This window comes from Prevotella sp. 10(H), assembly GCF_000711235.1.
In the GTDB taxonomy this organism is placed as follows: domain Bacteria; phylum Bacteroidota; class Bacteroidia; order Bacteroidales; family Dysgonomonadaceae; genus Dysgonomonas.
The window spans coordinates 796,494-822,633 of the sequence record NZ_JOMI01000003.1 but is presented as its reverse complement, the minus strand read 5'-3'; the positions used below and the strand labels follow the sequence as shown (position 1 = coordinate 822,633).

18 protein-coding genes and 1 tRNA gene are annotated in these 26,140 nt (G+C 38.4%); 13 read left to right on the top strand and 6 right to left on the bottom strand.

Features of this window, described 5'->3' with window-relative positions:
- The first annotated feature begins 18 nt into the window (after positions 1 to 18).
- Complete coding sequence (locus K348_RS0109030) at positions 19 to 279, top strand: type B 50S ribosomal protein L31 (protein ID WP_029904645.1); 261 nt, start codon at positions 19 to 21, stop codon at positions 277 to 279.
- Positions 280 to 351: 72 nt separating this feature from the next.
- Here K348_RS0109030 and K348_RS0109025 read toward each other — a convergent pair whose 3' ends face one another.
- The 3 genes from K348_RS0109025 to K348_RS0109015 form a co-directional block, all read right to left on the bottom strand.
- A complete protein-coding gene (locus K348_RS0109025) occupies positions 352 to 1,377 on the bottom strand; it encodes a toxin-antitoxin system YwqK family antitoxin (RefSeq protein WP_029904644.1) in 1,026 nt (341 codons plus the stop codon).
- Positions 1,378 to 1,467: 90 nt separating this feature from the next.
- On the bottom strand, positions 1,468 to 3,456 hold the full coding sequence (locus K348_RS0109020) for a DUF4954 family protein (RefSeq protein WP_029904643.1): 1,989 nt from the start codon (positions 3,454 to 3,456) through the stop codon (positions 1,468 to 1,470).
- A 184-nt stretch (positions 3,457 to 3,640) separates the two neighbouring features.
- Positions 3,641 to 6,163, bottom strand: coding sequence for a hypothetical protein (locus tag K348_RS0109015; RefSeq protein WP_029904642.1), 2,523 nt, complete (start codon positions 6,161 to 6,163; stop codon positions 3,641 to 3,643).
- 477 nt (positions 6,164 to 6,640) lie between these two features.
- Here K348_RS0109015 and K348_RS0109010 point away from each other — a divergent pair, with 477 nt between their 5' ends.
- The 7 genes from K348_RS0109010 to K348_RS0108975 all read left to right on the top strand — a co-directional run bounded on the left by K348_RS0109010 (position 6,641) and on the right by K348_RS0108975 (position 19,638).
- On the top strand, positions 6,641 to 8,932 hold the full coding sequence (locus K348_RS0109010) for a cation:proton antiporter (protein ID WP_029904641.1): 2,292 nt from the start codon (positions 6,641 to 6,643) through the stop codon (positions 8,930 to 8,932).
- 132 nt (positions 8,933 to 9,064) lie between these two features.
- A complete protein-coding gene (locus K348_RS0109005; RefSeq protein ID WP_231496760.1) occupies positions 9,065 to 11,182 on the top strand; it encodes a tetratricopeptide repeat protein in 2,118 nt (705 codons plus the stop codon).
- Between the two features lie 172 nt (positions 11,183 to 11,354).
- The gene (locus tag K348_RS0108995; protein WP_029904639.1) at positions 11,355 to 13,100 is read left to right on the top strand and encodes a phospho-sugar mutase; all 1,746 of its coding nucleotides are present in this window, start codon (positions 11,355 to 11,357) and stop codon (positions 13,098 to 13,100) included.
- Positions 13,101 to 13,361: 261 nt separating this feature from the next.
- On the top strand, positions 13,362 to 13,826 hold the full coding sequence (locus K348_RS0108990) for a MarR family winged helix-turn-helix transcriptional regulator (protein WP_029904638.1): 465 nt from the start codon (positions 13,362 to 13,364) through the stop codon (positions 13,824 to 13,826).
- A gap of 14 nt (positions 13,827 to 13,840) precedes the next feature.
- Positions 13,841 to 14,953: an efflux RND transporter periplasmic adaptor subunit gene (locus K348_RS0108985; RefSeq protein ID WP_029904637.1), complete on the top strand. Its 1,113-nt coding sequence runs from the start codon at positions 13,841 to 13,843 to the stop codon at positions 14,951 to 14,953.
- A 90-nt stretch (positions 14,954 to 15,043) separates the two neighbouring features.
- Entirely contained in the window at positions 15,044 to 18,217 is a 3,174-nt protein-coding gene (locus K348_RS0108980; RefSeq protein ID WP_029904636.1) for an efflux RND transporter permease subunit, read from the top strand.
- A 2-nt stretch (positions 18,218 to 18,219) separates the two neighbouring features.
- Entirely contained in the window at positions 18,220 to 19,638 is a 1,419-nt protein-coding gene (locus tag K348_RS0108975; RefSeq protein WP_029904635.1) for a TolC family protein, read from the top strand.
- 80 nt (positions 19,639 to 19,718) lie between these two features.
- On the opposite strand, the gene K348_RS0108970 is transcribed toward K348_RS0108975, so the two are convergent.
- Positions 19,719 to 21,428, bottom strand: coding sequence for a SulP family inorganic anion transporter (locus tag K348_RS0108970; protein WP_029904634.1), 1,710 nt, complete (start codon positions 21,426 to 21,428; stop codon positions 19,719 to 19,721).
- Between the two features lie 251 nt (positions 21,429 to 21,679).
- On the opposite strand from K348_RS0108970, the gene rbr reads away from it, so the two are divergent.
- Both rbr and K348_RS0108960 read left to right on the top strand, forming a co-directional pair.
- Positions 21,680 to 22,258, top strand: coding sequence for a rubrerythrin (gene rbr / locus K348_RS0108965; protein ID WP_029904633.1), 579 nt, complete (start codon positions 21,680 to 21,682; stop codon positions 22,256 to 22,258).
- Between the two features lie 372 nt (positions 22,259 to 22,630).
- Entirely contained in the window at positions 22,631 to 23,881 is a 1,251-nt protein-coding gene (locus K348_RS0108960) for a spondin domain-containing protein (protein WP_029904632.1), read from the top strand.
- A gap of 87 nt (positions 23,882 to 23,968) precedes the next feature.
- Here the strand turns inward: K348_RS0108960 and K348_RS0108955 are convergent, their stop codons facing one another.
- Positions 23,969 to 24,433, bottom strand: a complete 465-nt coding sequence (locus K348_RS0108955; protein ID WP_029904631.1) for a TspO/MBR family protein — start codon at positions 24,431 to 24,433, stop codon at positions 23,969 to 23,971.
- Between the two features lie 105 nt (positions 24,434 to 24,538).
- On the opposite strand from K348_RS0108955, the gene K348_RS0108950 reads away from it, so the two are divergent.
- From K348_RS0108950 to K348_RS0108940, 3 genes are all read left to right on the top strand, one after another.
- Positions 24,539 to 24,946 (top strand): nuclear transport factor 2 family protein, encoded by a 408-nt coding sequence (locus K348_RS0108950; RefSeq protein WP_029904630.1) that lies wholly within the window; start codon positions 24,539 to 24,541, stop codon positions 24,944 to 24,946.
- A 126-nt stretch (positions 24,947 to 25,072) separates the two neighbouring features.
- Positions 25,073 to 25,609 carry a redoxin family protein gene (locus K348_RS0108945; RefSeq protein ID WP_029904629.1) on the top strand — a complete coding sequence of 179 codons (537 nt, stop codon included), beginning with the start codon at positions 25,073 to 25,075 and terminating at the stop codon, positions 25,607 to 25,609.
- 89 nt (positions 25,610 to 25,698) lie between these two features.
- Complete coding sequence (locus K348_RS0108940) at positions 25,699 to 26,007, top strand: hypothetical protein (protein ID WP_051697732.1); 309 nt, start codon at positions 25,699 to 25,701, stop codon at positions 26,005 to 26,007.
- 45 nt (positions 26,008 to 26,052) lie between these two features.
- On the opposite strand, the gene K348_RS0108935 is transcribed toward K348_RS0108940, so the two are convergent.
- Positions 26,053 to 26,126: transfer RNA gene (locus tag K348_RS0108935), tRNA-Ala, on the bottom strand.
- Positions 26,127 to 26,140: the final 14 nt, after the last annotated feature.

Sequence of the window (26,140 nt, the reverse complement as noted above, 5' to 3'; positions counted from 1 at the left end):
AACTTAAACTACTATAAAATGAAGAAAGATATTCATCCAGAAAATTACCGTCCGGTGGCTTTCAAAGATATGTCAAACGATGAGGTATTTATCTCACGCTCAACTATCAATGCGAAAGAAACTATCGATATAGATGGTGTAACTTATCCGCTGGTTAAGCTTGAAATTACCAGTTCATCGCATCCTTTTTACACAGGTAAACAAAAACTTGTGGATACTGCAGGACGTGTTGATAAGTTTATGAGCCGTTACGCAAAACGTACTCAGCCAAAGAAATAAGCGGCAAGTATATGCCGGATTGAAAAAGCCCTGTAAATATTACAGGGCATTTTTATTTATATCAGGAAATAATTAATTATTGGAAGTCCTCTTGTTTTTTGTCTTGGAAATCAGCTTACCCTTCGCATCATATTCTTTCCATGTTCTGATCTTATAACCTCTTATATAAAGACCCTCTGCCTTTAATACGCAGTTTTCGTAATAAGATTTATAATTTCCGTCATGGTAACCATCCAATGTATTATATTTCTCTTTCAGATTACCATTCTCATAGTAATACCGGGTTTTCCCCCTTTTACTTTTATCATTATAATATAGCTCTGATTTCAGGTTACCGTTTTCATAATATTCTTTTTGTACTTTATAAGAGCCGTTTTTTCTGTAAAAATATTCAGACCGGATATTTCCATTCGGATAAAAGTACTTCTCACATGTCCTTTTACTATTTCCCCGGTACCATGTTTCCCGTGTGATGCCCCCCTTATGATCGAATATTCTGTATACACCGTCCCTGTTTCCGTTTTTATAATTTTCTTCCTGTATCAGTTGCCCCTTATCATTATAAGATTTTTGGACTCCGTGCCTTTTATTATTCTTATAATTGGATTCGGAAACTAAACTACCATTCTGCCTGAAAGACCTTGATAAACCCTCCAATTTATTATTTTTATAATTCGCCTCATATATCAGAATACCGTCCTTATTATAGGTTTTATATTCTCCATGAGGTAATCCGTTCATTTGATCTCTTATATCCTTTAACTTCCCGTCAGGAAAATAAGCCTTAAGAGTTCCTGTTTTAAATTTTGCTTTCTTCGCCCAGATAAACTCTTCACGCATGTGATAGATATTCTCCGACGTGATATATGATTTCCATACACCTGTGCCCAGACCATTATCATAATGCCGTTCCTCATTCACTTTACCCGTAGTGAAATATGACATGTATTTTCCATGCATTTTACCGTTCAGGTAGGATATCTCGGTTTTTAATTCCCCATTGTCATGATAAGTTTTTCGCAGCTCTAGTTTATTGCTTATAGTTTGTGACAATAAAAAAGCAGGGATAAAAAGAAGTATGTAAAGTATGTTCTTCATTCAGGTTGTTTTGTATTACATCATAATAAATACATAATCCACAAAACTAGAAAGATTTGCGGATTATATCATATAAATCAAAAAGAAAAGTTATACAATAGCTTTTTGTAAACGTTCTATTGTATCATTTCCCAGTTTTGTTTTTGTTTCTATGTGAGTCAATACGACTTTTACAAAAGCATTCTCTTCAAATACACCGCGTACCTGCTCAAAATCATCCTTTTGTTGAGCCCTGTCGCCATCGAGCCCGAATCCGGTACGCGAGGATAACGAGAATTCTTTTTTAGCGTCGTCGTATATCATCTTGTCGAGGCTTATTACCGCTTCCTGCCATCTTTTGACGATATTAATAATATCGGCGGCTGTTATAGTTTCCAACGACAGGTTATAATATTCCTGTATCTTTTCCCATGCCCATGTCCATTCCAAAGAATAATAATCCTTATGAAGCTGCTCGAATACGGCATTTATTTCGCTTACCTGCGTTATCTTTCCGTATTCGATATCACATATAAGCTTATCTATTTCAGAACGGGGAGCAAGCATTCCGCCTATATCGCTCCATACTGAAAGGCCTATATCCGTATCAGGTTTGAGACATTTTCTTATTTCATCATTACTTTCAAGAGAACAGTTTGCCAAACGAGAAATTATAGAGTTACCCAGAAACTTATTGATAGCCATATCGTATAATTTCAATCCTTTTTTCAAAGATGAATTCTTGATACGGCAACCTTTATATGAATAAAAATCGCTCGCCTCTCCGCAGGTATCCAGCATACCTTTCAATATATCAATCGCTTTGAACATTTTCTGAATAGTATACGGACTTAAGAGATTGAAATTAATCTGATCCAGCTTCTCCGGATCTTTACGCATATCGCGTTTCGGAAATTTCTGGGCATCGCGGATAGTACCTACACTTCGCAGATTTACACCCGGTACAAGCACTGTTTCATTCTTATCTTCTATTAAGTATGAGAACGGCATATTGGAGGTATCCGTATTATGATAATGTCGTCCCATAATCAGGGAAAAAGCCCCTATTCTCGACGGCCACAATATATACGAATCACTGGTTGTCTTACCGCCTCTCTCTACTATTCCCTGATGTATCGGCCCCAGCTTATACATATGGTTGCTCTGGTTCGAACCCGAACCCGCATTCATAAAAGAGAACATACCGGCAATTAGCAGAGTAGACTTATGATGAGTCACTGTATATGGCCCGGCAAACAAGGCACAGGCTTCTCCATTTTCGCCCTGACAATTACTAAAGAATAATGAATCACTGGCAGAATAGGTATGTCCCAACTGACAAGCCTGCCCTACAAAACAGCGGGAAAGCATTGTCCCGTCTTCTACTCGCGAGCCGGAACAAATAATAAAATCATTGGCTATAACGCTGTATCCTATATGAACAGGGGCATACTCATTGCTATTAATCGTGCCGTTTTCGAGATGACGCGCCCCTTCTATAACGGCACAATCGCCTACGCAGACATTTTTTATTGCACCTGCATTTACTATTTTTACATTGTTTCCTATTACACCCATCGAAGAAGTACACTCTTTAGCATAATTCATAACCATATCCTGAAGCTTTTTCGTAAGTACAGGCCTATGACGGTATGCTGAAAGAATATAAGCAAAGTGAGCGCTCAACTTATTATATATCAGCACTTCACGCCCTCCAGTCTCGTTTAAAGCCGAAACTTCTACCCCATTACCAAACGAAGACTCACCGTCGACATATAGATAATGTATATTCTGAATATGCACATTATTACCTATCTTATAATTAGCAATATAGTTCTGGATATTTTCAATAAGCACATCATCACCCACTTCACAATTATGAAGACAAGCATGGTGAATACCCGAATGTTTCTTCAATCCGCCGGGCAGTGAAAGTTCCTTTTCAAATTTTCCCAACCGTATTTTTCCCGAAAAGTTTACATGCTTTATATAGTCAGGGTTAAAATCAGTGGCGACTGTTATATTATCCCAGTTATCTGCAGTACAATCCTGTGATTTCATTACATCTATTTCTTTGGGCATCAGAAGTCTGTAACTCATGTTGTTAAGATTTTATTTCTTATTATTATTTTTAGATCGTACAAAAATAATATTTTGAGGCTTATTTACCTTCTGAAATAGCAGAACAATATTTTATTTCTTAAAATTATTTTATTTGTATATAAAAAAATACCCCTGACTCATATTATGAATCAGGGGTACCACGATTATTTATAATAATTTATTATTCTTGTGTATTTTCCTGAGCAGGCATATCTTCAATCGGAATCTCCGATGCAGCTGCTTTACTTTCCATCTGATCCTGCAACTTGTACTTGCGTACCAATCCAAAAATTTCAGGATCGAGTGGAGCACGGTATACCTTAGTCGGATCTAATTCACATGCTTTCAACAAGTGAGTTATAGCCTGATTGTCATTACCGGCCCTGATAGAAAGTATCGCGAGCAAGTACTCAGTATTGCCTGTTTGTTTCAGACCTTCCAGCAGTTCCAATGCCTTGGCATTGTATCCCATACAGACAAGACACAGAGCTGTATTATAGTCAGGATAAGCCTGCAAGATATCCAGTGCTTTCCAGTATTCCCTGTCTTGCAGATAACGGAGTGCCTGAGCATAATCAGGACGGATTTCGGTATTCACCTTAACCTCTTCTGTCATTCCCGGACGGGTCATGTTAAATACTATATCAGCCTTATTCAGTTGAGGATAAATCGAATCTACTATGATCTTGTAATCAGTAGGATAATTTTTCTTTATTTCCAATTCCGACTGATCCGGATTTACTGCCTGAGTCAACATATCCAATATTTCGGACTTGTTCTGCATATCTGTTCTCTTCATAATCAGGCGGGCCATAGTATTCCAGTCCTCACCGCTGTAGCGTGTCTTGAATATCATTGCCATTTCGGCTTTATTTCCTAATGTTTTAGAGAAATAATCCTTCAAAGCATTTGCACGTTTCATTGACAGTTCAACATTATCGTCATACGAACCGTCAAGAGAAGTTGATACCCTTATAACAACACTATCCATAATCAATTTTCCCTCACCGGTAAATGTACGGTAAGTGTTCAGCACTTTCTCGGTCTGGTCTTTATTGTCTTTATAGTTGATGTTGAAGTTAGCTCTTCCCGGTGCAAACTTAGGATAAATAACCATACTGTTATATACATCGCGGTGCACGGTAGTTGTCTTAGCTATCAGAGAAGAATCAGCCAACTGCGATAAAGAGGATATAAAATAAGATAATGTATCGGATACCGATGGTACAAACTGGCTCTTATCTATAGCATCTACTTTAGAATCCATCACCAGACGAAGCCTTCTCATACCCGGTGTCACCGGATAATCCTGCTTGTAATAATATACAAAATCCCTATCCGTTGTGACAACACTGTCGATACGGGTATCTTCTTCGTAAGGGAATATAATTATTTCTTTTCTTTTTTCTTCTTTTCTCTCTCTCTTCATTTCATTGATAGCTATTTCGTCATATTTATAACGGCTTTTAGCTATCTCGACCGAGTCTTTTTCTGTCAGGTACTGATTCTTTATCTCAGCCATATTACGGCCTTCACGGAATATATCCCGGAATCTTTCCGGAATCTTATCCATATCGTCTCCTTCGAGCATCAAAGTTTTCAGATTCTTATCGAATCCTTTCATGTAACGGGCATAGGCACCTACTGTGTCCTTACCGGCCGCCCAGTCGCGCATTACCTGCTCTTTTGCCCTGTCGGAATATTCTTTATAGAAATCGAGGCGGTAATCATTCTTTTGCTCTACAACCTTACGACCTTTCTTCAAATCGCCGGGTTTTGATACACTCTTCATATAGCGCGCAAAGAAGCCTGTGGTATCTTTGCCTTTAGCAACTTCTTTCATTGCTTTTTCTCGTGCCTTGCGAACATTCTCGTAGTACACTTTTTGATCATAGCCTGTTTGCCTTGCTATCATCAATGCTTCAGCATCATCTTTACTGGCTTTCCATTCTTCGAAATCGGCCTGACGGCTCCATTCCTTATGATACTGGTTGTAATAAAAATTCTGCTGAAATTCCATATCTTGTTTCACACCGTCATAGTCGACAAAAACACTGTCGTAATGAGCACGGTCTACTATCGAATTCAAAAAAGCTTCGTAATCGGCATATGACTGTTTTTGTTTATTTGAGAATTCCTGTCCTTTAATTACCACATCTTTGAGAGGAACAACAGAATCGTTGTGCAAAAGCTTTGGTGAAACTATCATGCGGAAATTAGTAGAAAGCAATTCTTTAGGCACCCTGACAATAAAATCGACGTTTACCTTTCCGTTTTGCTCCGGAGTGAAACGGGATTTTGCTGTCACTATTACTTCATTCAAATGCTGTACTTCGCTAAGGTTTGTTACTTTATTTGCATCCGGTTTAGATTGGGATATACTTTCCGCATTCGTATAAGTTACTTCTTCCGAGACAATAACTGATCCCTTGTCCATACCTTCTATATAAGGCAGTTCTATATTAGGGCGTTTTGCCTGTGAGTACATAAACAGTTCTTTTGTCAAAGCATCGTCTTTTGTTACAGGCACTTTGACTTTCACAGTCTGTGGTATTGAATTTGGATACTGTTCGCGTGAAGCACGTATCTCCCGAACAGATTTTGATGTAGAACAGGAAAACATCACAGTAAACGCCACCACCGACAAGGATAAAGCATGAGTAAACGATATTCGCGGCAATAGTTTGTAAGTTTCTTTCTTCATAAAGTTAATTTTTTCTCGAGAATCGTATATCGTAAAGTTTTGTAATATAATAGCTTTAGAAAAACGGTGCAAAGATAGTTATAATATGCCAAATCTCAGACACTTTTTTGTTTTAATTTTTGTATTAAAACATATTAATAAAGTAAATATTTAACAAATACTTCTTTATTTAACACTTTAGTAAGCATCCTGATAACATTATAACTTCTTCTTCCGACTCCACAAACAAAAGATAGTTATTCTAACAACTTAGTTTAGAATGTAAAGATAATAAATTTACTCATAATTCTTTATTAAAAATTCAGAATATTAGTCCTTAGTATATTCATAAATACATATCCAAACAGATCGACGTATACCGTCCACACTCATTTGCTTTCTAAATCCGGTTTATGGGCTGTTGTCGAATTGTCACTTTAAAATTGTATATTTGCATCTGATAAGGAAATTCAGCCTCATAAACACTGGGATTAGTTTATGAAAAAATATAAAAACCTTGTATTTTACACATCTATCATAGGTATATTTTCTGTTCTGATATATATTATTGTCAGGATGGGACGGCATAATCTGGAAGCAAAGCAAAATGTATACGGCTTAGCTTCTACCTCATCTGCATGGAGTGACTTTATACGCCACCTTACAGATGATCTGGCTGCGCCAATGGCTATTTTATTACTTCAGATTGTAGTTATTCTTCTGGCAGTAAGAATATTCGGATGGCTATGTCAGAAAATAGGACAACCGACCGTAGTTGGAGAAATATTAGCGGGTGTGGTCTTAGGCCCGTCTTTGCTTGGGCATTATTTCCCTATGGTATCCGAATTTATCTTTCCTGTCACCTCTCTCGAAAACATAAAGTTCCTTAGTCAGATCGGGCTGATACTTTTCATGTTTATTGTGGGAATGGAATTAAACCTGAAAACGATAAAAAGCAGGGCTAATAATGCCTTAATTATAAGTCATACAAGCATAGCGGTATCTTTTACATTAGGGGTATTTGTTGCTTATTATCTGTTCGGACAATTTACGCATCAGAATACTATTTTTCTTCCTTTTGCTTTGTTTATGGGTATAGCGATGAGTATCGCGGCCTTTCCCGTCATGGCGCGTATTGTACACGAAAAAGGTATAAATAAGACACCTCTAGGAGCAACCATAATTACCTGTGCTGCCATAGACGATATTACCGCATGGTGCCTGCTGGCGGCGGTAATAGCAATTGTAAAAGCCGGTTCTTTTGCCAGTTCATTATTTATAATTGTTCTGGCAATATTATATATTCTGGTTATGTTCAGGGTAGTACGACCATTCCTTAAGCGAATAGCTGACCTGCAATCATCAAACAGAACGATAAGTAAATCTGCTATCGGAATATTTTTCCTCATTCTTTTCCTTTCGGCATATGCTACTGAAGTAATAGGTATTCATGCTCTCTTCGGAGCATTTCTGGCAGGTGTAATTATGCCACCAAATCTTAGCTTCCGCAATCTGTTTACAGAAAAAATAGAAGATATAGCCCTCGTTTTATTACTCCCCCTATTTTTTGTATATACCGGACTTCGCACACAGATAGGATTACTGAATGAGCCCGGCATGTGGATGATTTGCGGAGGAATCGTATTCCTTGCCATAATGGGAAAAACAATGGGAAGCGCTATTGCTGCCCGGTTTGTCGGCAATAACTGGAAAGATAGCCTCACTATTGGTGCACTCATGAATACACGCGGACTCATGGAACTAGTAGTGCTGAATATTGGATTAGACTTGGGCATACTTACCCCTGAAGTATTTGCCATGATGGTCGTTATGGCGCTGACAACTACTTTTATGACTTCTCCCCTGCTTAGCCTCATTGATAAAATATTTAAAAGGAAACAGGATAAAACCGAGATTGCTGTCGAACGAAAATATAAGATACTGGTTTCATTTCAGAACTCAGAAATGGGGCGAAAGCTTTTATTTATTGCAAACAGCTTTATTCGTAAAAGACAGGCAAATTCGGAAGTTACAATGCTGCATTTGTCGGAAGGTAACCTTCTCTACCAGTATGGCATAGAAGAGGAAGAAGAAGAAATGTTCAAACCTGTAGAACAAGAAGCCCGCAGCCTGCAACAAAATTACATCCCTATGTTTAAGGTGGTAGGCGACCCGAATACCAGTACTGCCAAAATAGCAAATAAAGGTGAATATGATTTTCTTCTTATCGGCTATCAGGGTTCAGTACTTTCTAATAATTTTCTGGGACGCTTCTTGGGATTTTCCAACAGATTGCTGCACTTACCCAACTTTTTACTGACAAAACTGGGTAATCAGAAAAAATGGCGGAGAATGCTGATGGCTCCCCTCGATGAAGGCACCCGTACCATGGTATCGAAGAGCGATATGCCGGTTGGCATATTTATTGATAAAGGTATTGCAAAGGAACTGGTGAGCGTGCGTAACATTTTCGTTCCAATTCTTGACGAAGACGATATATTCGTCGGCGAATTTATGGAACGTCTGGCTGAAAATTCTTATGTCAGGATTACTTTATGGGATGCTATCGGACTGATGGACAATTCGATAGACTTTATAAAATCGGTCCGTGCAATCAAGGCAATAAATCCTTATTTGTTTCAACTCTGGAATAATAATATACCGATTGGTGCAGATATACTGAAAAAACAGGATTTGATAATGATAAGCCTCAACAGCTGGAAAGAATTGGATAGCAGAAACCCGAAACTGATGAAGGAAGCGCCTTCTACACTGGTTCTTACAAACTAATTATTGGTAAACAGAACAAAGAGAACACTAAAGATGAACAGCCGGGATATAATTTCATTAAAAAAAGACATTTTACAAAACCTGTCAAAAAGACAGTTAAAAGATGCCTTTGAATTATTAATGAAGCTAGTCGTGAACACACAAGACTGGAAAATTTCAGAAACCTTAAGCGAACTGGAAACAAATTATAAATTCATGCTTCATTACCTTTTCGAAGGTGTGGAAGACCCTGAGAGGGAGAATGTATATCGCAATCTTTTGCGGTCGTTATATGAATTAACGGACGATTCCGCCGATGAATTGCTGAAACTGGAATCTCCGAATATATTCTTTGAAAAACTTCGTACAAATGCACTTCGAAGTGATTCGATAACCGACTATCATTCGCAATTAAAAGATATTATCGACTCCATAGCACTGGTTGATTTGCTGGAAAACAGAGAAGAAAAGACAAGTAGAAAAAGAGAATTATCGGTAAAACGTGAGCGTATTGGCTCCGATATGTTTTATGCAGTATATGTATCTCCGCGTGCCGAAGATAAAGACCTCAAAGATTATTTATCCTTCATCAGCAACATAGACTTGCCTGTACGGGAAAACAATATTTTCCTGTCGGCTATCACACTTAGCCTGTTTCATCGTTTCGATGCAAAAAAAATACAAGTGCTTATGCAGGCTGTCACATCTGACAACATACAATTGCGTGCAAGAGCAATTGTCGGACTGGTAGTTATGATGCAGATGTATGATGTCCGCTGGCCACTATATCCCGAACTGCAGACACAGCTGGATGCTTTATCTGAAAAACCGGATTTCCGGAAATCGGTGTTACGAACTATCATACAATTGATACGCTCCCGCGAAACCGAACAGATAACAAAAAAGATAAAAGAAGAAATTCTCCCCGAAATGATGAAATTCAACAATCTGGCAGGGAGGAAACTCAATATGGATGAACTGATGGGCGGCGACTCAGACTTTTCAGAGAAAAACCCCGAATGGCAAAAAGAACTTGAAGAATCCGGTTTAGGTAAAAAATTGCAGGAATATTCAAATCTACAGATGGAAGGGGCAGATGTATTTCATTCAACCTTTTCGAGTCTCAAACATTTTCCGTTCTTCTCCGAAATCAGCAACTGGTTCCTACCTTTCGATCCCTCATATTCGGAATTTTCTATATTATTTCCCGAGAATAACACAAGCGACCTTTTAAAGGCTGCAGTTGTCGATTCCGGACATATGTGTAATTCCGATAAATATTCCTTCTGCTTCAGTCTGCTACAGATACCTGCCGCTCAACGCGAAATGATGCTGGGCCGCATGGGAGCCGAATCGGAAGAAATAAAACAATTGCAGAAAGAAGCACAGGAAATGAACCCGACCGCCGATGAAGAAGTTGCATCGAACCAGTATATACAAGATCTCTACCGTTTCTTCAAGCTTAATCCGTATAAGAATAACTTCTATGATATATTCAAGCTAAGCCTCAATTTCTATGACAAAAAATCCATAGCTCCTCTTATATCGGATATCGACAGTATGAAGAAAATCGCACTTTATTGTTTCGAAAAAAATAATTTTAGTGAAGCTCTGGATATTTTCAACAGATTAATTGCTATAGATGACCAAAGCGAGGATATCTGGCAGAAAATAGGCTATTGCCGGCAGATGCTCAATAATCTTGATGGTGCATTAGAGGCATATTTACAGGCCGATCTCCTGAAACCAAACAATTCGTGGATAATAAAGCGAATTGCCCAATTGTACAGGACTCAGAAAAAACCGGATCTTTCGCTCGATTATTATAAGAAAGCAGCTAAGCTGACCCCCGACAATATAAATATAGAATTGAATATCGGACATTGTTATCTCGAACTCAACGATTACGAACAGGCATTGAATACTTATTTCAAAGTAGAACTTCTGGATAGCAAAGGAACAAAAGCGCAACGCCCTATTGCATGGACAGCATTCCTTATGAAAAAGTACGATACGGCTCTGAAATATTATAAACAGATCCTGTCCGGAAAACCGAATGTACATGATTATCTTAATGCTGGACATGTTGAACTATGCATAGGCAATAAAAAGGAAGCTATTGAACATTACAAGAATGCTTTGTATCAGGATAATGATTTCGAACTGTTCCAGATGCTTTTTGATGCGGATAAGGCAACACTGGTCGATCATGGTGTGAATGAGCAGCTGTTTCCATTCCTGTTCGATCAGGTAAAATATGCAGCTAAGTAATCATCTGATTATTTAATGCTTTGAAAATCACAGGCAAGAAATAACTGTTTATAACTTTATAAATATTTTCTTCTTTTCTCTGATTATCCCTATTCAAATTTTACTATTTTTGTTGTTTGCATAAAACTTGTTATTACAACAAAAAATATAATAAAAACTAAAGGAAACAAGGATGGAAAATAATGATTTGCTAATGCAAGTGACTGCCAAGGCCAAAATGTGGCTTTCCGATAAATACGATGAGCAAACGAGGAAAGAAGTGCAAGCATTATTAGATAAAGAAGATAAAACAGAGTTGATCGAAGCTTTCTATAAAGACCTCGAATTTGGTACAGGCGGCCTGCGTGGGATAATGGGAGCCGGAACCAACAGAGTTAATATATATACAATAGGTGCAGCCACTCAAGGACTGACAAATTATTTGCTGAAAGAATTCTCTGCCCTAAAACAAATTAAGGTGGTGATCGGGCATGACTGTCGTAACAACAGCCGTAAATTCGCAGAGATTTCTGCAGATATTCTTTCTGCTAACGGAATCAAGGCTTATCTATTCGAGGACCTTCGCCCTACACCAGAAGTATCTTATGCTATCCGTAAACTGGGATGCCAGAGTGGTATAATGATCACCGCTTCGCATAACCCGAAAGCATATAATGGATACAAGGCATATTGGGAAGACGGTGCACAGGTTATTCCGCCACACGACAAAAATATTATAGCCGAAGTAAACCGTGTAAATGTCGAAAGCATCAAATTTAAAGGCAATAAGAAACTGATAGAGATATTAGGTAAAGATATGGACGATGCTTACATTAAGGATTTAAAAACGATCCTGCTTTCTCCAGATTCTATCAAACGCCATAATAATATAGGTATCGTATATACCCCTCTCCACGGTACAGGATTTACAGTTATCCCGAAGGCTTTGAAAGCCTGCGGATTCGAAAACATTATCAATGTTCCCGAACAGGACGTATTGAGCGGTGATTTCCCCACGGTGGTATCTCCTAACCCCGAAGACCCTGCAGCGATGGCTCTTGCCGTGAAAAAAGCGGAAGAAACAAATGCCGAACTTGTATTTGCTACAGACCCTGATGCCGACCGTTTCGGTGCCGGTATCCGCAACGATAAAGGAGAATTTATCTTGCTGAACGGCAACCAGACAATGCTCATCCTTATATATTATATAATAACAAGGAGAAAAGAACTGGGATTGCTTACAGGCAAAGAATATACCGTACGTACCATTGTTACCAGCGCACTTACACAAGTGGTTTCTGAAAAGAACGGTGTGGAAATGTTCGAATGCTACACAGGCTTCAAATGGATTGCCGCCGTTATGCGTGAACTTGAAGGCAAACGCCAATATATCGGCGGAGGTGAAGAAAGCTACGGCTTCCTTGCTGAAGACTTCGTACGTGATAAGGATTCTGTTTCTGCAGCCATATTATTCGGTGAAATTGCAGCATGGGCAAAAGACAATGGCAAAACGTTGTACGAAATGCTTCAGGATATCTATGTAGAATACGGTTTCTCTAAAGAAAAGGGAATTTCTGTAACTAAAGAAGGAAGAAGCGGTGCCGAAGAAATTGAAGCCATGATGAAAAATTTCAGGGAAAATCCTATTAAGCAACTTGCCGGATCGAAAGTGACCCTTATAAAAGATTTCGTGACTTTAAAAGCACAGGATTTAAACATAAATGAGGAATATACCTTGGAGATGCCAACGACATCCAATGTACTGCAATACTTCACAGAAGACGGTACAAAAATATCGATTAGGCCTTCAGGTACCGAACCAAAGATTAAATTCTATATAGAAGTAAAAGCAAAACTTAAATCGAGGGCAGACTATGATGCGGTGGACGCAAACACCGAAAAGAAAATAGAGCAAGTTTGTAAAGATTTAGGAATCTGATAAAAATAAGAGAGCCGGATGTATATCCGGCTTTTTTGATTACCGTTTTACAGCACCACTAATTTCTTCTTAATATACAACACATTACAATGGTTTTTTATTTACAAACTTCAAGAAACTAACCTACCAAATTCTTCAAAAATATGTTTTATAGCATGTTTTTTCGTAAAAAATGTTAAGAAAGTAAATTTTACTTACTATAGTGCGTACTTATTATAAGTACACTTATTATATTTGCCAGCAAATCAAAATTTATATTAAATGGATGGAAATTGCAAATTAGGAAATCCGACTGAGGATGTAGGATATTTAATATGGCGTGTTTCCAAATACTGGCAAAGAGGCAAGCACAAAGTATTGGATGAATTCGGACTCACCTCGTCGCAGATGGAATTATTAGGAGCTATCTATCATATGAGCAAGCATAAGATGGAAGCTACGCAAATTATTCTGTCGCAGGAGACAGATATCGATCCTATGACAACTTCTACAATATTAAGGAACTTAGAAAAAAAGGGACTGATAAGCAGAAGGGAAAGTGAAACCGATACAAGAGCCCGTATTGTAGAAACAACTCCTGCGGGAGAAGAACTATTTGAAAAAGCTATCATAAAACTAAAGACAGAACAAAATCGTTTATTCAAAAACATTGACATGGAAGGTCTGAAAACTCAACTGAGTATTCTATTACAGGAAATGGACAGAATAAGTAAATCAAACAATTAAATAAATTTTTAGGTATGAATGTAAAGAAGATTGTTTTTGGAGCACTTGCTCTAACTGTAATGGTTTCTTGTGGGAACAAGAATGCCAATCCTTTTGGAGAACAGGATGATACTCCGAAAGAATATCCTACGAGGGTATTAAACGAACAGAATGTTCAATTGGAAACAGTATATCCCGTAACCATAAAGGGACAGGACGATACAGAGATAAGGCCGCGCATCGATGGTTTTATCGAAGCTATGTATGTTGATGAAGGTGCAGTGGTAAGAAAAGGACAGGCCTTATTCAAAATCAATTCACCAAATGCAGAACAGGCAGTAAGAACAGCTCAGGCAGCAGTAGAAAGTGCAAAAGCTCAGGTAAGTACAGCACAGCTGAATGTAGACAGATTCAGACCGCTTGCCGAAAAAGGTATTGTGAGTAAGGTACAATTGGATACTTACCAGAATACTTATCTTGCTGCAATGGCCACTTTGGCACAGGCAGAAGCACAACTGGCAAATGCTAGAGCTCAGATAAGCTGGACAAATGTATCCAGTCCTGTAGACGGAGTTGTGGGATCGATCCCTTATCGTCTCGGTAGCTTGGTAAATAATGCGAATGTACTGACAACTGTATCCAGTACAGGAAATGTATTTGCATATTTCTCTATCAACGAAAAAGAATTAGTAAACATGTTGGATAAATTATCCGGAAAAACTCAGGCAGAGAAAATCACAAACCTACCGGAAGTTTCTCTAAAAATGGCTGACGGTACTATCTATGAAGAAAAAGGAAAAGTAAAAACCATAACAGGACTTGTAAATGTTAATACAGGTTCGGTTACGCTAAGAGCTGAATTCCCTAATCCTCACGGAGTACTGAGAAGCGGATTCAGTGGTAATTTGTCTATTCCAAGGAATATCGACAGCACTATCCTTATTCCTCAGAAATCAACATTCACACAACAAAACAAATATCTGGTATATAAAGTACAAGGCGACTCTGTAGTATCTACACTGATTTCGGTTATCCCTACCCCTGACGGAAAAAATTATGTTGTGACAGATGGACTTAAATCCGGTGACCGCATCGTAGAAGACGGTATCATAACATTATCTAACGGAAAGAAAATCATTGTGAAATAATAATATAGGTTCCTTCCTTTTATAGCAGGCTTTCTCCCTGGTTATGGGAGTAAGGAGGGGTTATATAATAACAAAAAAATACAGAAAACAATGTTAAAAACATTTATAGAAAGACCCGTACTGTCAACCGTTATATCAATCATCATCGTTGTATTGGGTATAATAGGTCTGGCTACACTACCGGTTGAGCAGTATCCCGATATTGCACCGCCGACAGTGCAGGTATCGGCCACCTTCCCCGGAGCTAACGCGGATGTGGTAATGAATAGTGTCGTTATACCGCTCGAAGAACAGATCAACGGGGTGGAAGGTATGACATACATGACATCTTCGGCTATGAACAACGGTATGGCAGAAATCAGGATATTCTTCAAACAAGGAGTTAATCCGGATATTGCTTCCGTTAACGTACAGAACCTTGTTGCCCGTGCTACTCCGCTCTTACCGCAGGAAGTAACACAAATCGGGGTTACAGTACAAAAGCAACAGAACAGTACAATACTCGGTTTTACGCTTTCCACTGATAATCCTGACTATGATGGAGAATTCCTTCAAAACTATGCAAATATCAATATCTTACCTCAGATCAAGCGTGTATACGGGGTAGGTAATGCAAATGTATACGGGGCAAAAGACTATTCGATGCGCGTATGGTTAAAACCTGATGTAATGACTGCTTACAAAATATCTGTACAGGAAGTTATTGCTGCACTACAGGATCAGAATATCGAAGCTGCTCCGGGTGAGTTGGGGCAGAATAGTGACCAGTCGTTCCAGTATACATTAAAGTATACAGGTAAGCTGAAAACACAGGAACAGTTTGCCGATATAATTATCCGTTCGCAGGGCGACCAGATATTAAGGGTTAAAGATGTGGCCGATGTAGAGCTCGGATCACTGAACTATAGTGTATATTCAAGAACAAATGGCTATGAGGCGGTATTCGTTGCTATCAGTCAGACTGCCGGGTCGAATGCACAGGAAGTTATCACGAATGTAAAAGCCGTTTTGGATGAATCTCAAAAAACTTTTCCTAAAGGTATATCTATAAATTACCTGATGGACTCCAGTGAATTCCTCGATGCTTCTATTGAAAAAGTAATACATACACTGATCGAAGCCTTTATCCTTGTATTTATTGTAGTATTTATATTTCTACAGGATATCAGGTCTACCATTATTCCGGCAATTGCCGTTCCGGTAGCTATTGTAGGTACATTCTTCTTCCTGCAGGTATTCGGATTCTCCGTAAACTTGCTTACTCTCTTTGCATTGGTACTCGCTATCGGTATTGTGGTGGACGACGCCATAGTCGTCGTCGAGGCCGTCCATGCGCAGTTGGATGCAGGAGAAAAGGATGCGAAAGTGGCGACAATGACGGCGATGAAGGAAATTGCCCCGGCTATCGTTTCCATCACATTGGTTATGTCGGCCGTGTTTATTCCGGTCAGCTTTATTGGAGGTACTACGGGTATATTCTTTAAGCAGTTCGGTCTGACACTTGCCATATCGATCCTTATCTCGGCTGTGAATGCCTTGACATTGAGTCCGGCTCTCTGTGCGCTGTTCTTAAAGCCACATGACGAAGAGCATAAGAAAAAGAATTTCATGCAGAAGTTCTATTATTACTTCAACATGACCTTCAACAGTGCCACTCAAAAATACAAAAAGAGTCTTCACTTTTTAGGTAGACGAGGACATCGCTGGATTACAGTAGCTATCATCGTTGTTGCATCGGGTATTTTGTTCGGACTTATGAAGATGCTTCCAACCGGATTTGTACCTCAGGAAGATAGTGGTGGTGTTATGGGATTCGTAACATTACCTCCCGGCTCATCTCTTGAAAGAACCGATTCTGTGGTAAACGAAGTAATTAAGATTGCAAGAGAAATAGACGGTGTGCAATATGTAACCAATATCACAGGGGTGAACTTTATGGCCGGTCTGGGTAGTTCGTATGGTACTATGATTGTAAAAATGCAACCATGGAGCCAACGTAAACTCTCCACAAATGAAGTATCGGCTATACTGAAAGAAAAAACAAGCAATATAAATAATGCTACATTCTTCTTCATGGCTACTCCTACCCTACAGGGATTCGGTCTTGGAGCCGGTGTGGAAATGCAGTTGCAGGACAGAATGGGTGGTGATATAAATAAGTTCTACGAACTCACAACCAATTTTGTATCCAAAATCCAGCAACGGGAAGAGGTGATGATGGCTATGACCAACTTCAACCCTAACTTCCCACAGAAGCTTGTAGAAGCCGATATACCTAAAATAAAAGCTGCAGGATTAACGCTCAGTCAGGTAATGAATACATTGCAGGTAAATATCGGTAGTTCGTATATATCTACTTTCAACCTGTATGGTAAGCAGTTCCGCGTAATGGTGCAGGCAGCCCCTGAATACAGAAGTAAGCTGGAAGACCTGAATGGTATATTTATCCAGACAGGATCGGGAGATATGGCTCCTATCACAGAGTTTATCCATGTATCCGATGTTACTGCTCCTCCTACACTGGACCGTTTCAATATGTACCAGTCTATGGACGTAACCATAATACCTAATATGTTGAGTGGTTACAGTACGGGTGACGTCCTCAAAATCGTAGAGGAAATGTCTACCGATAAAACGATCTTCCCTGACGGTTATACTTACGAATATGCAGGTATGACGCGCGAGGAAGCCGGTAGTGGTAGCCAGACAGTATTGATTTTCGGCATCTGTATCATCTTCGTATACCTGTTGTTATGTGCCTTGTACGAAAGTTACATTATACCATTGGCCGTACTGTTCTCATTACCGGTCGGTCTGGCAGGTGTATTCATCTTCCTGATGATATTCGGAGTATCACAAGGTATTGTAAACAATATCTATGTACAGATATCCATGATCATGCTCATCGGACTCTTGGCGAAGAATGCCATCCTTATTGTGGAGTATGCATTGCAGCGCCGCCAACAGGGTATGAGTATTGTAGAGGCAGCCGTTAACGGAGCCGTGGCCCGTCTTCGTCCTATCCTTATGACATCTTTTGCATTCATCGCCGGATTGCTTCCGCTGATGTTCGCTTCGGGTGCAGGTGCTATCGGTAACAGGTCTATCGGTATCAGTGCCGTAGGTGGTATGTTTATAGGAACAATGATCGGGGTGCTGGTTATACCTTCCCTGTATATCATATTCCAATCTATTCAGGATAAATTCAGTAAATCGGGAATGGTTAATTCGAATGATGAATTCATCAATAAAAAAGATAAATAATTATGACTAGAAAATATACAAAAGGCATCGTTCTATTGGGAGTAACACTCTCAATGGGGCTTGCCTCCTGCGGGGTACTGAACTCAAACAAATACAAAGCTCCTGAAGTAAATACGCAGGATATGTTCAGAGATGAAAACCCGACAGATACGACTACTATAGCCAATATCCCTTGGAGAGAGTATTTCAGCGATCCTGATCTGCAATCGTTAATCGATGAGGGATTGACTAACAACTATGATCTGCGGATTGCTTATACACGTATTCAGCAGGCTGAGGCAGGACTTCTTATCGCCAAATCGGCTTATTTTCCAACCCTAGCCCTTGCAGGAAGTGTACAGCATAGACAGGCAAGTGTAAATAGCAGCGGTAGAGAAAAAGTGCTCGGTTACAATGGCGGTGACACATGGTCGCTAGGTATTGCAGTACAATGGGAAGCCGATATCTGGGGCAAACTCAATAGCAGGTCTAAAGCGCAATATGCCAATCTGGTAAGCACATATGCCTATCGCAACCTGATACAGACTTCCTTGGTTGCAAATATCGCTACTACTTATTATACTCTTCTGGCACTTGATGAACAACTGAAGATCACGAAAGAGACTATCGGCTTATTGACAGAGAGTACTCAGACTATGAGTGATATGATGCAGGCAGGACTCCTCAATCGTGCAGGTGTAAAGCAGAGCGAAGCATTATTGTATAATACAATGGTAAGCGTTCCTACATTGGAGAGCCAGATCAGACAGTTGGAAAATACCCTAAGCGTGCTGGTAGGCCGTAAACCGGGACCTATTGCAAGGACATCTATCGACAATCAGAATGTTCCTACATATCTCGATTTTGGTGTTCCAGCGCAGATGCTTGCTAAACGCCCGGATGTGCAACAGGCAGAAATGGGATTCAGATATGCATTTGAGATGAAAAATGTGGCGCAGCGCTCATTATATCCTTCTCTCACATTAGGTACAGGATCTTCTGTCGGATATGCATCAAATACGCTGACGCAATTCTTTAAACCTACAAATATTCTGGCTAATATTGTCGGAGGGCTTACACAACCGATATTTGCAGGTAACCAGTTGAGAGGCCAGTTGAAAATAGCTAAAGCCCAACAGGAAGAAGCATTGCTTACTTTCGAGCAAACTGTATTGAAAGCAAGCCAGGAAGTATCGGACATTATGTTTACATATGAGTCTTCACTCCGCAAGAATGAAGACAGGGCAAAACAAGTAGATGCCTTATTTACAGCAGTAGACGATACTAAAGAATTACTCACTGCCGGCGAAGCTAATTATACAGAAGTATTGAATTCTGAACAAAGCCTTTTGCAGGCGCAACTTGCACAGGTGAATGATAAACTCGAACAGCTACAGGCCTGTGTAGATCTATACAGAGCACTGGGAGGAGGCATCGAGTAGAACAATCGATTTACATATACAACAAAGAAGGGATATTTCATACGAAATATCCCTTCTTCTATTTATTATCATAATAAATTTCACTTCGATTCTGTCAGTTCATTTATAATTGTATTTGCGCGTGCAATCGCGATATTGATATTATCACAAATATTTATTTCACCTATCATCCCGGGTATGTCTGATGTCTTTATCATGGCGTGTACATTAGGTCTTACACCCGATAAAATGACTTGAATACCGTCTTTCATCGATTTAGTACAGAGGCTTTCCAAATTGTGAAGTCCTGTCGAATCTATAAACGGTACTTTACGCATACGGATGATACGTATCTTCGATTTATCCCCTATTATACGCATGCTTTCTTCGAATTTATTAGCAATACCAAAGAAGAAAGGGCCGTCGATTTCATATACTTCAACACCATCGGGTAAAGTAAGGATTTCTTCATCCTGTGTAAATTCGCTTTCGTCTGTCAGGTCGAGTTTATTCTTTATAACGGAAACATGCGTTACTTCATTAATACGTTTCATGAAAAGGACAACAGCCAATAATAAACCTACTTCGATAGCAATGGTAAGATCGAATATAACGGTCAGGAAGAAGGTAATAAGCAAAACAGCTACATCGGATTTTTGATTTTTCAAGAGTGCCTTAAATGTACGCCATTCGCTCATATTATATGATACAATGACCAATACACCTGCAAGGCAAGCCATCGGGATATATTGAGCCAAAGGCATCAACAATAAAAGTATCAGTAACAGAACTACTGCATGAATAATACCCGCAACAGGAGTACGCCCGCCGTTATTTATATTTGTCATCGTACGCGCAATAGCACCGGTGGCAGGAATGCCGCCGAATAATGGCGTGATAATATTGGCAACACCCTGTGCAATCAGTTCTGTATTGGAATTATGCTTCTCCCCTCCTATTACACCATCCGCAACCGTTGCCGACAGTAAAGATTCGATTGCTCCAAGCATGGCGATAGTAATAGCGACAGGTAATAAATCCGTTATGGCAGCCATATTGATATCAGGAATTTCGGCATCAGGCAATGCGGCATTAATTCGGAAGCGGTCTCCAATAGTATCGATAGCTGTGATCCCCAAATGTGTTTTCAGAAAGTAAACTATTACTGTAACCAGAATTATAGCGACCAGTGATCCCGGAATCTTTTTCATTAGTCGCGGAGTAAATACAATAATCAGTATGCTGCCTATACTTACTATTGTATTCCACCAGTTTATTGTATCAAGATGTCTAAAATATATAATCCATTTTCCGATAAAATCTCCCGGAACTTTTTCTCCTCCGAAGTCCAGTCCGAAAATATCGGCTATCTGAGTCGTAAAGATTGTGACTGCAATACCACTGGTAAATCCGACTATAATCGGATATGGGATAAACTTTATAATCTTACCCAATTTAAATACACCTAAAAGAATAAGAATTACTCCCGCAATAATTGTCGCTATCAGCAAACCCTTGATGCCATGCGTTTGCACCACGCCATACACGATAACTATAAACGCACCTGTCGGCCCCCCTATTTGTACACGGCTTCCTCCCAGAAAAGAGATAATAAATCCGGCTATTATAGCTGTGATTATTCCCTGTTCGGGCGTGACACCTGATGCAATACCGAAAGCCAATGCCAGAGGTAATGCTACAATACCCACTATGAGACCCGCCATGAGGTCACGAATGAATTTTTCTTTATCGTACGTCTTTAGTGAAATCAGCAATTGAGGCGTAAAGTCCTTTAAGAGATCCTTTTTCATAATAAAACCGACAAAACTATTTAGAATTAATTAGTATTTACCGAATCGACATCCAATATATTAATATATAGCTGTTTATCTACCCCTCATATCGACCAGTTTAGAACAGGTCTAATTAACGCGCTTAAAAACAGCTCCTTATTATACTTTTTTAAGGCGGCAAAGTTACAAAATGATTTGGTTCGATTTCCTTTAAAACACAATAAATATTAATTTTGTGACAACTATCAATTTAAACTATCGAAGAAGTTATGGAAAAAAGTATTAAAGGCACGGAGACTGAAAAATGCCTGTTGAAATCATTTGCAGGTGAATCCCAGGCAAGAATGCGATATACGATGTTTGCAAGTGTAGCTAAAAAAGAAGGATTCGAGCAGATTGCAGCTATATTTTTAGAAACAGCTGATCAGGAAAAGGAACACGCAAAACGTATGTTCAAGTTCCTTGAGGGCGGCATGGTGGAAATTACAGCTATGTATCCTGCAGGCAAGATTGGAACAACAGCCGAAAATCTCATAGAAGCTGCAGCCGGAGAACATGAAGAATGGGCTATAGATTACCCTGCATTTGCAGAAATAGCTGAAAAAGAAGGATTTAAAGAAGTAGCAGTAATGTATCGTATGGTAGCAAAAGTGGAAAACATGCATGAAGACCGTTATAAAGCACTTCTGGCTAGGGTCGAGAGCAATACGGTATTTACACGTGAAGAACCGATCGACTGGCAATGCCGCAATTGCGGGTTTGTAATTAAGAGCAGGATGGCTCCAAAAATGTGTCCGGCATGTTTACATCCTCAGGCATACTTTGAGCCGCTTAAGTGGAATTTCTAATAAGAATATATTATGTAATATGAGAAGGGTTGCGGAAATGCAACCCTTTTTTATTTTGAGCATATGAGACGGTGTTAATTTTCAATAATCATTTATTACATTAACAAATTATATATAGTAATCTCATGAAAAGCGCCTGTATGGTTTTAACCTATTTTATATTCTTAGTCTAAATCATATATACTAATATATCAATTAGTTTAGGATAGAATCATTTAAAAAATTCACTTTTAATTACACATTATCAACTATTTAAGTTAAATTTTAACATGAACTTTTCATAATGGTTTTTGTTTTTAAGTTTTAGTAGGAGTATGCCTGATAACGGAGATTTCTAAACAAATTAGGTATTTAATGTAAAATAAAAAAATTATGAAAAGAAAATTCTTATCATTTGCTGTAATTGCATCATTCTTATTGACAGGTGCTGCATTTACATCTTGTAGTGATGACGACGATGATGATGTTTATTATGACACAGAATCTACCATCTTATTCGAAAATGTTACACCACTTAAAGAGTTTGTCCAGAGTGGAAAATTCGCAGGAGTAGCTGTAGGTGAATCGGTTACTGTAAAATTCCATGCTGCAAAAGGTCAGCACCTGATGTTTGCAACAATGTACGGTTATTCTAACGACATGTTCTTTGCACCTGAAAACCCGGGGCTTAAGTTATTCAACGATGACGGAACTGCGATAACTGGTGATGTATCTTCTGAAATGCAATTGTGGGATAACGGAACAAGGGTGAATGAACAGCCTAGTTCAAGTTTAGAACATCCGGGTGTAGCTGATACAGGAACAATACAAAAAATTCTAACGCAAGATGCTCAGGGTAATCTTTACAGACCGGCGGGAGAACTTGTAAAACTGAATCTGGCTTTTAATGCCAACACTTCTGAATTTACGCTGACTATCAGGAACAATAGTGGAGGAACTATTAATGAAACCCCTCTTTCTCCGGGAGTATGGGCAGTTTCGAATGTATTAGGTGGTAATCTGGTGAAAGCAGAACCATTCTTCAAATTGAACGAAAAATCATCTGCACAACTTACTGAATTAGTTGAAAAAGGTAATAATGCTCCTCTTGGAGAATTAGTTACAGATATGACTGGGATCATAACAGGTCTTTCTCCGGTATTAGTAGTTGTATATAGTGGCGATATCAACCCTATTTATCAATTAGACACTAAGGACAAAAAGATCGGTTTGAAAGAACTTACACAGAAAGGTGATGCCTCTGTATTGAAAGCTTCTCTCGAAGGTATGACAAACGTTAGACACGTCTACGTAATAGGTAACAGTCTGGCACCGGGCGAAAGCAACGATGTACGTTACAAAGCATGGAAAGACGATAATATCGCTTATGCTACTATGTTCGGATATTCAAATGACTGGTTCTATTCAAACAGTGAAACAATCAAAGCTACCTCTAAAGGTGATATGACTGCTAAAACTGTATTATTGGATAGCGGAACAGGTGTAAACCAATATCCGGGAGCAGGAAACCATCAGGCTCTGTTTGGTGGAACACCACAAGCAGAAGACGTTGATATCAAGAAAGTAGATACTACATATCCTGTACCTCAGGTATCAAATGTTATTAAGGTAACTATCAAGTAACTATACTGATATACTTTCAGAAAAAAAATAAAAGAGATTGCTAATTAGCAATCTCTTTTATTTTTTATAATCTTGTATAAGCACAACTTAATTATAATAAAAAATATAACCATTCAGATAAGTTGCAAAAACAATCCATAACATATATGGAATGAACAAGTATGAACTAACCTTTAAGATGCGAAATGTAGTTATTATATATACGGCAACAAGAATATCAAGAATTAAAATATTAGCTAATCCCAATAACGGATTTTGTAAATAGAAAAAGCTGATACTCCACGTGAAGTTGAATATCAATTGTATAATAAACAAAAGAATGATATTTCTTTTGTCTCTGATATTACTATTCAAACCAAGACCTATTGAAATACCCATCAGTAAATATATTATGCTCCAAGCAATCGGAAATGCAATATTAGGGGGTGTAAGCGGTGGTTTATTCAATGTCGGGTACCATGTTTCTATTGAATCACTCTGAAAATAGCTTGCAGTCATTCCTATCAGGAAGCATATCAGTACCGGGATAATTATATTTAATATTTTTCTCATACTGTTTTATATTTATTTTTTAATAAAAACGCATCCTCTTTATGTATTGTTTATTGAATTTATTAGTTTTCTCATTAACTTTATTCATAATCTAAATATTAAGCAATGAAAACATATACAGATATTGCCCTCGAATATGTTGAAGCGATAAATAATGCGAACGTTGACAAACTATATTCTTTGATGACTGACAATCATCTTTTTATCGATGCACATGACAACAACGTGATTGGTAGAAACGATATGAAACAATCATGGATAGATTATTTTAAGATGTTTCCCGATTATAAGATTGAAGTACAGGATATACTAGAAAAGGATAATCTTATTTGCCTGCTTGGCTATGCCAGTGGAACATACAAGAATTTGAAAAACAATGAGAACTCTAATTATTGGCGAATTCCGGCAGCTTGGACTGCCATAATAAAGGATAATCAGGTAAGCAAATGGCAGGTTTATGCAGATAATATTATTGTAATGGATATTATAAACAGGGTTGATAAATGTATATAGTCTTACTTAACTATTATATTATGTATTAAGCATCCTGAATTTCTTTTATCATAATATATGAATGCATGAAAAGAATTTTGGAATAAATTGTTAGCTTTATAAATCTAATTAAACAATCAGAATACAATGAAAAAAGCCATTCATCTCCTTTTATTAGCATGTCTATCAATAAATACGAGTGCTAACCCCCTGAATGATAGCGCTAAAATACAGATTCTGAGATACCCTTCTTCTTTAAATGATTTACTTAGCCAATATAGAGGGAAAGTGATATATATCGACGTAATGGCATCATGGTGTAAGCCTTGTATTGTGGAGCTGAAAGAGTCTAAGAATCTGGACTCGTTTTTTGAGGATAACGACATTATTAAAATATATATATCCATAGATCAAAGGCAGGATATAGATAAATGTTTATCTCTTTTAAATCAATATAATGCTAAAGGATACTTCGTGCCATATCAGCCTCCTCAGGATGGTGCTGCAAACTTTGCTTCAGATGTTGAGACCTTATTTCTCAAAAACGACAAAGGCGAATATGATATATCCATACCAAAATATGCCATAGTGGATAAGGATGGTAATATTGTGGTAAAAAGAGCAGAAAGGCCTAGTAATAAAGAAGGTTTAATAAGTCAATTGAAAGAGTGGGTGAAGAAATGAAATCTTCCAATATTTTTATTGGTGAAATATTGATTCCCTTTAAGAATAGCACCAAAGTCTCGAACTCTTTTTGTGAGGATTGTTAGAAAATGGTAGATTTATGGAAAATACAAATAAATTCTATGCCAATAAATATTTATAAACGTAATTATGATCGTATTGACTATCTATGCGAAGGTATTTGGGATTTGCCGGGTCAAATTGATTCATTAGGAGAATGGCTTAAAACAAAAGGCATATTACTACCCAAAGATTCATATGTTGCTGATATCGGATTTGATATCAGAAAAGAAGCCGCAGGGGGCGGAGCCGTATTAAGTTCTGAATCTATGAAAATAATGGCTAAAATCGGAATGGATATTTATTTTTCAGAATATCCTGAATTAACGGAAGATTGATATACAATAATCCCCGCATTTTACAATGCGAGGACTATTTATTTGTGGAGCACATCGGACTCGAACCGATCACCTCAACACTGCCAGCGTTGCGCTCTAGCCAGATGAGCTAGTGCCCCAATTCGGATACAAA

Excerpts from the sequence above, each read along its gene's own strand:
- K348_RS0109030 (WP_029904645.1), top strand. The coding sequence starts at position 19 with ATGAAGAAAGATATTCATCCAGAAAATTACCGTCCGGTGGCTTTCAAA.
- K348_RS0109025 (WP_029904644.1), bottom strand. The coding sequence starts at position 1,377 with ATGAAGAACATACTTTACATACTTCTTTTTATCCCTGCTTTTTTATTG.
- K348_RS0109020 (WP_029904643.1), bottom strand. The coding sequence starts at position 3,456 with ATGAGTTACAGACTTCTGATGCCCAAAGAAATAGATGTAATGAAATCA.
- K348_RS0109015 (WP_029904642.1), bottom strand. The coding sequence starts at position 6,163 with ATGAAGAAAGAAACTTACAAACTATTGCCGCGAATATCGTTTACTCAT.
- K348_RS0109010 (WP_029904641.1), top strand. The coding sequence starts at position 6,641 with ATGAAAAAATATAAAAACCTTGTATTTTACACATCTATCATAGGTATA.
- K348_RS0108995 (WP_029904639.1), top strand. The coding sequence starts at position 11,355 with ATGGAAAATAATGATTTGCTAATGCAAGTGACTGCCAAGGCCAAAATG.
- K348_RS0108990 (WP_029904638.1), top strand. The coding sequence starts at position 13,362 with ATGGATGGAAATTGCAAATTAGGAAATCCGACTGAGGATGTAGGATAT.
- K348_RS0108985 (WP_029904637.1), top strand. The coding sequence starts at position 13,841 with ATGAATGTAAAGAAGATTGTTTTTGGAGCACTTGCTCTAACTGTAATG.
- K348_RS0108980 (WP_029904636.1), top strand. The coding sequence starts at position 15,044 with ATGTTAAAAACATTTATAGAAAGACCCGTACTGTCAACCGTTATATCA.
- K348_RS0108975 (WP_029904635.1), top strand. The coding sequence starts at position 18,220 with ATGACTAGAAAATATACAAAAGGCATCGTTCTATTGGGAGTAACACTC.
- K348_RS0108970 (WP_029904634.1), bottom strand. The coding sequence starts at position 21,428 with ATGAAAAAGGATCTCTTAAAGGACTTTACGCCTCAATTGCTGATTTCA.
- rbr (WP_029904633.1), top strand. The coding sequence starts at position 21,680 with ATGGAAAAAAGTATTAAAGGCACGGAGACTGAAAAATGCCTGTTGAAA.
- K348_RS0108960 (WP_029904632.1), top strand. The coding sequence starts at position 22,631 with ATGAAAAGAAAATTCTTATCATTTGCTGTAATTGCATCATTCTTATTG.
- K348_RS0108955 (WP_029904631.1), bottom strand. The coding sequence starts at position 24,433 with ATGAGAAAAATATTAAATATAATTATCCCGGTACTGATATGCTTCCTG.
- K348_RS0108950 (WP_029904630.1), top strand. The coding sequence starts at position 24,539 with ATGAAAACATATACAGATATTGCCCTCGAATATGTTGAAGCGATAAAT.
- K348_RS0108945 (WP_029904629.1), top strand. The coding sequence starts at position 25,073 with ATGAAAAAAGCCATTCATCTCCTTTTATTAGCATGTCTATCAATAAAT.
- K348_RS0108940 (WP_051697732.1), top strand. The coding sequence starts at position 25,699 with ATGGTAGATTTATGGAAAATACAAATAAATTCTATGCCAATAAATATT.